The sequence below is a fragment of the Streptomyces sp. a15 genome (assembly GCF_059026085.1).
Window position 1 is genome coordinate 92,915 of sequence record NZ_JBWLKM010000033.1, and the last position, 7,022, is coordinate 99,936.

Annotated in this window: 11 protein-coding genes and 2 tRNA genes; 6 read left to right on the forward strand and 7 right to left on the reverse strand. The window is 68.2% G+C overall.

Annotation, left to right across the window (positions count from 1 at the left end; all coding sequences use genetic code 11):
- Positions 1–138: 138 nt before the first annotated feature.
- A complete protein-coding gene (locus AC5P09_RS29030; protein ID WP_493876706.1) occupies positions 139–633 on the reverse strand; it encodes an SSI family serine proteinase inhibitor in 495 nt (164 codons plus the stop codon).
- Between the two features lie 179 nt (positions 634–812).
- Here AC5P09_RS29030 and AC5P09_RS29035 point away from each other — a divergent pair.
- The 3 genes from AC5P09_RS29035 to AC5P09_RS29045 all read left to right on the forward strand — a co-directional run bounded on the left by AC5P09_RS29035 (position 813) and on the right by AC5P09_RS29045 (position 1,933).
- Positions 813–903, forward strand: a tRNA-Ser gene (locus tag AC5P09_RS29035).
- 228 nt (positions 904–1,131) lie between these two features.
- A tRNA-Arg gene (locus tag AC5P09_RS29040) sits at positions 1,132–1,204 on the forward strand.
- A 144-nt stretch (positions 1,205–1,348) separates the two neighbouring features.
- On the forward strand, positions 1,349–1,933 hold the full coding sequence (locus AC5P09_RS29045) for a GNAT family N-acetyltransferase (protein ID WP_493876707.1): 585 nt from the start codon (positions 1,349–1,351) through the stop codon (positions 1,931–1,933).
- A gap of 19 nt (positions 1,934–1,952) precedes the next feature.
- Here AC5P09_RS29045 and AC5P09_RS29050 read toward each other — a convergent pair whose 3' ends face one another.
- Positions 1,953–2,507 (reverse strand): DUF4760 domain-containing protein, encoded by a 555-nt coding sequence (locus AC5P09_RS29050; protein WP_493876708.1) that lies wholly within the window; start codon positions 2,505–2,507, stop codon positions 1,953–1,955.
- Between the two features lie 112 nt (positions 2,508–2,619).
- On the opposite strand from AC5P09_RS29050, the gene AC5P09_RS29055 reads away from it, so the two are divergent.
- Positions 2,620–2,868 carry a hypothetical protein gene (locus AC5P09_RS29055; RefSeq protein WP_493876709.1) on the forward strand — a complete coding sequence of 83 codons (249 nt, stop codon included), beginning with the start codon at positions 2,620–2,622 and terminating at the stop codon, positions 2,866–2,868.
- Between the two features lie 37 nt (positions 2,869–2,905).
- On the opposite strand, the gene AC5P09_RS29060 is transcribed toward AC5P09_RS29055, so the two are convergent.
- Positions 2,906–3,121: a hypothetical protein gene (locus AC5P09_RS29060; RefSeq protein ID WP_493876710.1), complete on the reverse strand. Its 216-nt coding sequence runs from the start codon at positions 3,119–3,121 to the stop codon at positions 2,906–2,908.
- Positions 3,122–3,368: 247 nt separating this feature from the next.
- Positions 3,369–4,028 carry a DNA-binding response regulator gene (locus tag AC5P09_RS29065; RefSeq protein WP_493876711.1) on the reverse strand — a complete coding sequence of 220 codons (660 nt, stop codon included), beginning with the start codon at positions 4,026–4,028 and terminating at the stop codon, positions 3,369–3,371.
- Positions 4,029–4,102: 74 nt separating this feature from the next.
- Here AC5P09_RS29065 and AC5P09_RS29070 point away from each other — a divergent pair, with 74 nt between their 5' ends.
- Complete coding sequence (locus AC5P09_RS29070; RefSeq protein WP_493876712.1) at positions 4,103–4,966, forward strand: aldo/keto reductase; 864 nt, start codon at positions 4,103–4,105, stop codon at positions 4,964–4,966.
- A gap of 120 nt (positions 4,967–5,086) precedes the next feature.
- On the forward strand, positions 5,087–5,389 hold the full coding sequence (locus tag AC5P09_RS29075; protein WP_493876713.1) for a hypothetical protein: 303 nt from the start codon (positions 5,087–5,089) through the stop codon (positions 5,387–5,389).
- A gap of 8 nt (positions 5,390–5,397) precedes the next feature.
- Here the strand turns inward: AC5P09_RS29075 and AC5P09_RS29080 are convergent, their stop codons facing one another.
- From AC5P09_RS29080 to AC5P09_RS29090, 3 genes are read right to left on the reverse strand one after another with little or no spacing between them, the layout of a single operon-like run.
- Positions 5,398–6,111 (reverse strand): cation diffusion facilitator family transporter, encoded by a 714-nt coding sequence (locus AC5P09_RS29080; RefSeq protein WP_493876714.1) that lies wholly within the window; start codon positions 6,109–6,111, stop codon positions 5,398–5,400.
- A gap of 1 nt (position 6,112) precedes the next feature.
- Complete coding sequence (locus AC5P09_RS29085) at positions 6,113–6,448, reverse strand: ArsR/SmtB family transcription factor (RefSeq protein WP_493876715.1); 336 nt, start codon at positions 6,446–6,448, stop codon at positions 6,113–6,115.
- A 45-nt stretch (positions 6,449–6,493) separates the two neighbouring features.
- Positions 6,494–6,664 carry a hypothetical protein gene (locus tag AC5P09_RS29090; RefSeq protein ID WP_307675948.1) on the reverse strand — a complete coding sequence of 57 codons (171 nt, stop codon included), beginning with the start codon at positions 6,662–6,664 and terminating at the stop codon, positions 6,494–6,496.
- Positions 6,665–7,022 lie beyond the last annotated feature (358 nt).

A 7,022-nucleotide genomic window follows, 5' to 3' on the forward strand; every position in this document is an offset into this window, starting at 1 on the left:
CGCGAAGAGGTGCTTGTCCTCCCACTTCGGCTGCACTTCGGCTGCGCTTCGACTGCGCTCCGGTTCCGCGAGACCTTCGCGGGACTTTTACGGAGGCGGGGCGTCCGCCATGAAAACGCGGTGGCCCCCGACTGGGCCCTATCGAGCGCTGCCGCCGACCTCGGGCAGCAACGGCACAAACCGATCCCACCGCCCGATCTCACACCCGTTGCTGCGGTCGAACCGCGCGTCGACGGGCCGCCCGGCCCAGGTCCCGGTGACATGAGCGGTGGCCGGCCCGCCGTACTGCATGGTGCAGACGCTGTCCCCGGGCACGGGAGCGAACGCGTCCTTCCCCCACCGCGTGTTCCGCTCGACGGCGGCACACGCCCCACCGGCATCGGGATGGCTCCCCCCGCCCGGATGACAGTCCACCTCGTACGTCCCGTCCGCGTCACCGGCGTTCCGCACGGTGACGGTGAGATGGTCGCCGCCCGTCGCTGGGGGCGCGAGAGAGGGGAGGGAGGGGAGGAAGGGGAGGGAGGAGCCGGAGGCGGCGGCAGCGGGCACCGCGGACAGGGAGACGACGGAGCCGACGCCGACGAGGAGTGGGGCGAACCGCGCGAACCGGCCGAGCCGGGTGACCTGCAACATGACCTGACTAACGCCCCGCACCCCATGACGTTGCGCCCCGCGGCCACCACCACTTACGACGGCTTACGACTTTGCCCTGCGGCCCGCCCGCCTAGTACCGTGGGAGGCGATTGGTGACACCCCGCTCGACTGTGTCATCATCTGCACGCACCACTCGCGCTCGCGCGGGCGGTTGTGCTGGAGGCGTCGCCTAGTCCGGTCTATGGCGCCGCACTGCTAATGCGGTTTGGGACTTCAATCCCATCGAGGGTTCAAATCCCTCCGCCTCCGCACCTGATCACGAAGCCCCGGTCGACACGGCCGGGGCTTCGTCGTCCCAATGTCGTCCCGTCGTCCCCACGTCGTTCCGGCATCGCTCCCGAACCCGCTCTGAGGGCCGTTTTCGCAGGTCACAAGCGGTATGGCAAACGGATTTCACATGGCGGCGGCAGTCATGTAATGTTCTTCCTGTCGCCGCGAGCGGGCCGGGAGGGCCGAAGCGGTGGGAAAACAAAACAAGCACTCGTAGCTTAACGGATAGAGCATCTGACTACGGATCAGAAGGTTGCAGGTTCGAATCCTGCCGAGTGCACACAGGTGAGAGGCCCCGGGAGTTCATCCCGGGGCCTCTTGCGTTGTGGGGTTCGCATCCAGACGATCAAACGGCAATCGCCTCTCCGCCGGCCCCGGGAAGATCGGCGAGCGCCCTGACCGCCCGAAGCGAGAACGAGCCCCAGTGAGAATCATCCCCGCCCGCCCGGACGACGTCTCCAAGCTGCTGGCCTTCCGTGAGGAGGCCGCAGCGTGGCTTTCCCGGCGCGGCACCGATCAGTGGCAGCGCCGCTACCCCGTGGACAAGCTGTTGGAAACGGTCGAGGCAGGCACCGTCTTCATGGCCATGGACGGCGATGCGACGGCCGCGACGATCACACTCACGCCTGGGACTACGGCTATGGCTATGGCTACGGCAGGACTCTGGGCGGAGCGGGAACTCACAGAGCCCTCGCTGTTCATCAGCAAGCTCACCGTGGCGCGTACGCATGCCGGGCAGGACGTCGGTGCGCGCCTGCTCGACTGGGCGGGGGATCGGGCGAGCCGGGCGGGAGCCACATGGCTCCGGCTCGACGCGTGGACGACCAACAAGGACCTGCAGGCGTACTACCTCCGCCAGGGGTTTGAGCACGTCCGCACGGTCTTGGAGGGGTCGGCGATCAACGGCGGTCCCCGAGTCTCGGGTTGGCTGGCCCAGCGGCCAACGCGCCCGGCCGAGCACGGCTTTGTGGACGAGACGCCGGAGCCAGAACTTATGGATGACGTCTAGACGCCGACGCCTGATCCCCTTACGGAACGGGTTGTCCCTGCGGGGGAAGGCTTCCGCTGCCTCCCGTGGGAACGACGGACCGGCGTGGCGTCATGCTGCCGGCCAGCCACTCCAGGTTCTCCCATAGGCGGGGCTCGCCGTGCTCCTGCCGCTTCTGGTCGATCCAGGGCCGGTAGTTGGTCCAGACGGAGATGATGAGACCGCCCCATGCCTCGTCGATGACCTCTCGGTCGAAGGCGTCCGTCTGCGCCCCGACAGCCAGGAAATTGAACGTGGTGAGGTAGGCCGCGATCAGTGTCGTCGCTTGATCGTCGCCGGCCAGCGAGAGCCTGACCAGAGCTGCGACGGCCTCCTGATCCCGGTCGGGAGGTATCCCCTCGTCGGACAGCGCCTTCCGCCGGTCCATGTTGGCCGTGAGGTACTCCATCGTCGCCTGCTTGCGTCGCCTGTCGTGGTCCTGACCTGTGCTGCGGGACAGCAGGAGGAGCTGCCACGCCAGTGCGCCGAAGGCAACGACACTGACGAGCAGCGAGCCGAACGAAGCAATCAGGGACCACCGCTCATACGACGTCACGGCCGGAACCTTACGGAAGACACGCAGCTGACAGGGCCGTTTCTGACATCAAGGCCTGACATCAAGGCCTGAACAACAACGTCCGCGTACACAGGAGTGCATGCTCATATGCGTGAGCGCCTACAGCAGCGACCAGGACTTGAACGTCACCGACGCCACCGGAAGCGGTGCCGAGGTGGATGTGGCCACCAACCTGCTCAACGGCACGGTACGGCTGTCGGTGCTGTGGACCGACGAGATTCGCCTGCAACCGGACGACGCCGAGCGCGTGGCTCAGGCCTTGCTTCGCGCCGCTGAGCGCGGTCGGCGTATCGCCGATGCCAGAAGCTCGGGACCGGACGGCACCGCTGTCAGCGACTGAGCCAGCTGGGCCCGGCGCTGGAGACGCACTGTCGCGTTCAGTGCTTCCAGACGTCCGGGCCGCCCTCGCGCCACTCGATCAGTCCGGACTGCCGCACCCAGTCGGCGTCGACGTCCTCCAGGCCCGCGAGGCGCAGGAACTCGATGATGTCCAGCAGCCCGTAAGCCATCCCCACGAATCGGCCGTCGACGCGGACGCGTCGGCCTCCGTCCTCGCCGGGCGGGTAGATCGCGATGGGCTTTGCGTTGGCCATGGCACCAGCCTGAGGCTGAGCCGGGAGGGGCGCACGGTGTGATGCGCTGGTTGCGTGGTGGCCTGGCCTGGCTGTGCTCGGGGTGGTCGCGGAGGTTTGCTGTGCCCCGAACCGTGTGGTGGGGAGCCAGTTCGTTCGGTGTCGTGAGCGTGCTGATCAACGAGTGCGCACGGGCGAGAGGCGCGGAGAGATGCGGGTGTCTTGCACTGAGGGACAGGGTGCGTGCAGCAGCGCCTACGTCGGCTCCTCAGCCGCTCAAGCCCAGCTCCCCCGCCCGCATCCCGGCCTGGAATCGTGAACCCGCGTCGAGTGTGTCGAGCAGGTCGGCGACTCGGCGGCGGTACGTGCGGAGGGACATGCCGAGTTGGCGGGCGGCTGTTTCGTCGGTGGCGCCGGAGCCGAGGGTGCGTAGGACTGTGCGGCTTTCGGCGTCGAGGTGGGGGTGGTCGCCTCGTAGGAAGGCTTTGAGGTCGGTGGCGGTTTCCCATGCCGCTTCGAAGAGGGCGTGGACCGTGCCGACCAGGGTGGGGGCGGTGGTCAGGGTGTAGTCGCGGGGGCCGGGGGTGTTCGCGCCGGCGAGGATTGCGAAGCGGCGGTCGATGATGATCGTCTCGTGGGGGAGGGCGGTGGCGGCGATGCGCACGTCGGCGCCCTTGTCGGCGAGTTCGCTCAGGTGGTCGCGGCTGTTCTTGTCGGCCAGCGCGGAGGGGCTGAACAGCTTGCGGATCCGGTGGGTCTGGGTTTCGGGGGTGCGCATTCGGTTTTGGGCGATCCGGCGGGCTCCTGGGTGCGGCCAGGTGTTGAGGTCGCGGGCGGCGCAGATGAACTCCTCTTGGATCGAGGAGAAGACGTGTTCGGTGCGGGCCAGGAGTTCCAGGTCGCCGCGGATCGTCACGATCTCTGCCATGTCTTCAGTCTGCCCGATGGCAGGAAGCTGCCATGGGTTCGTGGGGCGAAGGGCCCGTCGCCCAGGCTGTGTTCATGAGCGATGACGATGACTTCCGCCTTGGTGGCGATCTTTCGATCAACCGGATCGGCTTCGGGGCCATGCGCCTGCCTACGAACAGTTTCCAGGGGCCGGCACGTGATCCCGAGGCCGGTCGTGCCGTGCTGCGTCGGGCCCTCGAGCTCGGTATCAATCACATCGACACCGCGGCCTTTTATGCCAGTGGGGACGGGCGCGTTCGTGCCAATGCTCTGATTCGGGAGGCCCTGTATCCCTATCCGGAGGACCTGGTCATTGCCACCAAGGTCGGGCCGGTCCGTACCCCCGACGGGGGGTTGGCCGCGATCGGCGATCCCGCGGGGCTGCGAGCGTTGGTCGAGGAGAACCTCGTAAGCCTTGGTGTGGATCGGCTCGATCTGGTCTATCTGCGGATCGGGGGCGTGGCGCCGCCACCGGAGGGGGAGTCCGTCGCCGGACGCTTCGAGGCGCTGGCCGCGATGCGTGAGGAGGGGCTGATCCGGCATCTGGGGCTGAGCAACGTCGACATCGGCCATCTCGCCGAGGCGCGGGCGATCGCGCCTGTTTCGGCCGTTCAGAACCATTTCCACACCGCCAAGCGCGATGACACGGAGGTGGTGGCCCTATGCGAGGAGGCCGGCATCGCTTACGTGCCGTTCTTTCCGCTGGGGGGAGGTGTGAGTGACGTCGGCGGTGACCGTATCGCCAAGGTCGCGGAACGGCATGACGCCACGGTCGCGCAGATCGCTCTGGCCTGGTTGCTGGCCGCATCCCCCGTCACCCTCGCCATACCCGGCACCGGCTCCCTCGCCCACCTGGAGGAGAACACCGCCGCCGGGTCGATCGCCCTCAGCCGGGAGGATCTCGCCGACCTCACCTGATACGAGGACGGCTCCCCCACGAATGCCCGCTCCGAGATGCCTGTCCGACCTGGCTTGCTTAGCGTCGTCGTGCGTAGCCGCGCGGATCGCGCCGCGTCGAGACGATGGAGAGGCACCTTCATGGCAGTCGTGATGACCTTCGTGTGGCCCGAGATCACGCCCGAGTTGTACGACGCGGTGCGTAAGAAGGTGCGGTGGGAGGAGGAGCCTCCGGACGGGTGCGTGATGCACGTGGCGTGGTTCGCCGCCGACGGGTTCCATGTGCTCGACATCTGGGAGTCGGAGGAGCACTTCGGCCGGTTCATCGCCGCCAGGATCGAGCCCGTGCTCAAGGGCGAACTGGGGGTGGAGAGCGATCCCGAGGCGGAGTTCTTCCCGATGTACCGGCGCTTTGTGGCTCCGGGCGTCAGCGGCGCTGCCTGACGGTCCGTTCAGCAGCAGTCGCAGCCGGGCCGGCATCCGCACCCGTCCGCCCCGGCGTCGGCGGTATCGGCGGAGGGCAGTGCCGTGGTCGCGCAGCAGCCCTTGCCCTGCCAGGCGTCGCGGCCCTCCTTGACGGCGATCGCGCCGATGACCAGGGCGGCGATCGGGTCGGCCCAGGTCCAGCCGAAGAGGGTGTTGGCGAGTAGGCCGACGAGGAGGACGGCGGAGAGGTACGTGCACAGGAGGGTCTGCTTGGAGTCCGCTACGGCGGAGGCGGAGCCGAGTTCGCGTCCCGCCCTGCGTTGCGCGGCGGACAGGAACGGCATGACCAGCAGGGACAGGGCGGCGATCACGATGCCAGGGGTGGAGTGCTCGGGTTCGCCGCCGGAGCCGGTCAGTGCGCGTACGGCGTCGATCGTGACGTAGGCGGCGAGGGCGAAGAAGGACACAGCGATGATGCGGAGGGTGGTTCGCTCGCGCGCCTCGCGGACCGTGTGGTCCCGGGCCGAGAACTGCCAGGCCACTGCCGCCGCGGAGGAGACCTCGATGACCGAGTCGAGGCCGAAGCCGATCAGCGCGGTGGAGGAGGCCAGGGTGCCGGCGGTGATGGCTACGGCTGCCTCGATCACGTTGTAGGTGATCGTCGCCGCGACCAGCAGTCGTATTCGCTTGGCGAGTACGTCTCGGCGGACTGGCGGCGGGCCGAGGGACAGGGCGGTCATCTCAGCAGCAGCCCTTCGCCTCGGCGTCGGGGCAGGTGCGGTCGGTCTCGACCGCGACGACGGCGGTGCGCAGGTCGTCGAGGGCGTGGCCGAGGCGTTCGTCGGCGAGTTCGTAGCGGGTGCGGCGGCCTTCGGGGACGGTGACGACCAAGCCGCAGTCCCGCAGGCAGGTCAGGTGGTTCGACAGGCGGGTACGGGAGATCCCCAGGACCTCGGCAAGATCGGACGGGTAGGCGGGGGCCTCGCGCAGGGCCAGCAGGAGGCGGCAGCGGATCGGGTCGGCCAGGGCGCGGCCGAAGCGGGCCAGGACCTCAATGTCGGAGGCAACAGTCAGCATGCTTCGACAGTACAGGTCTTCCTGGATTCAGGAAACCTTGGACTATTAGGCCGCGGTCGCCGCCAGGCGGTGGAACGCCTGGGTGGTGTGGGGGTGGGCGAGCTCGTCCAGCAGGTGTCGCCACTCGGGGTCGGCGACGGCGGGGTGCGCCTCGTCCCAGACGGTGAGGAGCGGGGCGAGGTCGCTCTCGTGGCGGGTCTCGGTCGGGTAGTCCATTGGAGGTTCCTCCCGGATGGCGGCTGTGGATCGTGGATCTCTGGATCCGTTGGGTTCGTTGGGTTCAACAATGCCGTCAGCCGCCTTCCCGAACCATGGAGTGACCTACCGGACCGAGGGGGCAGGTAGCTACCGGGGTTCATTCGCAGTGCCCCGGCGTTCACGCCGGGGGTGAAGCGAATCTGATGGTGGCGACGCGGAGCGTCGCCGCGTCTGCTCCGGCGGAGTCGGGGATGGCACATTCGTCACTCATGGCGCGAAGCGTCATGACGGCCTGCCCCGGCGGAGCCGGGGAACGCTCATACCGGCCGGTTCTGCTGCTCGATGTATTGCCTGACCACGGTGAGCGGGGCGCCGC

Excerpts from the sequence above, each read along its gene's own strand:
- AC5P09_RS29090 (WP_307675948.1), bottom strand. The coding sequence starts at position 6,664 with ATGGACTACCCGACCGAGACCCGCCACGAGAGCGACCTCGCCCCGCTC.
- AC5P09_RS29080 (WP_493876714.1), bottom strand. The coding sequence starts at position 6,111 with ATGACCGCCCTGTCCCTCGGCCCGCCGCCAGTCCGCCGAGACGTACTC.
- AC5P09_RS29075 (WP_493876713.1), top strand. The coding sequence starts at position 5,087 with ATGGCAGTCGTGATGACCTTCGTGTGGCCCGAGATCACGCCCGAGTTG.
- AC5P09_RS29085 (WP_493876715.1), bottom strand. The coding sequence starts at position 6,448 with ATGCTGACTGTTGCCTCCGACATTGAGGTCCTGGCCCGCTTCGGCCGC.
- AC5P09_RS29030 (WP_493876706.1), bottom strand. The coding sequence starts at position 633 with ATGTTGCAGGTCACCCGGCTCGGCCGGTTCGCGCGGTTCGCCCCACTC.
- AC5P09_RS29060 (WP_493876710.1), bottom strand. The coding sequence starts at position 3,121 with ATGGCCAACGCAAAGCCCATCGCGATCTACCCGCCCGGCGAGGACGGA.
- AC5P09_RS29065 (WP_493876711.1), bottom strand. The coding sequence starts at position 4,028 with ATGGCAGAGATCGTGACGATCCGCGGCGACCTGGAACTCCTGGCCCGC.
- AC5P09_RS29070 (WP_493876712.1), top strand. The coding sequence starts at position 4,103 with ATGAGCGATGACGATGACTTCCGCCTTGGTGGCGATCTTTCGATCAAC.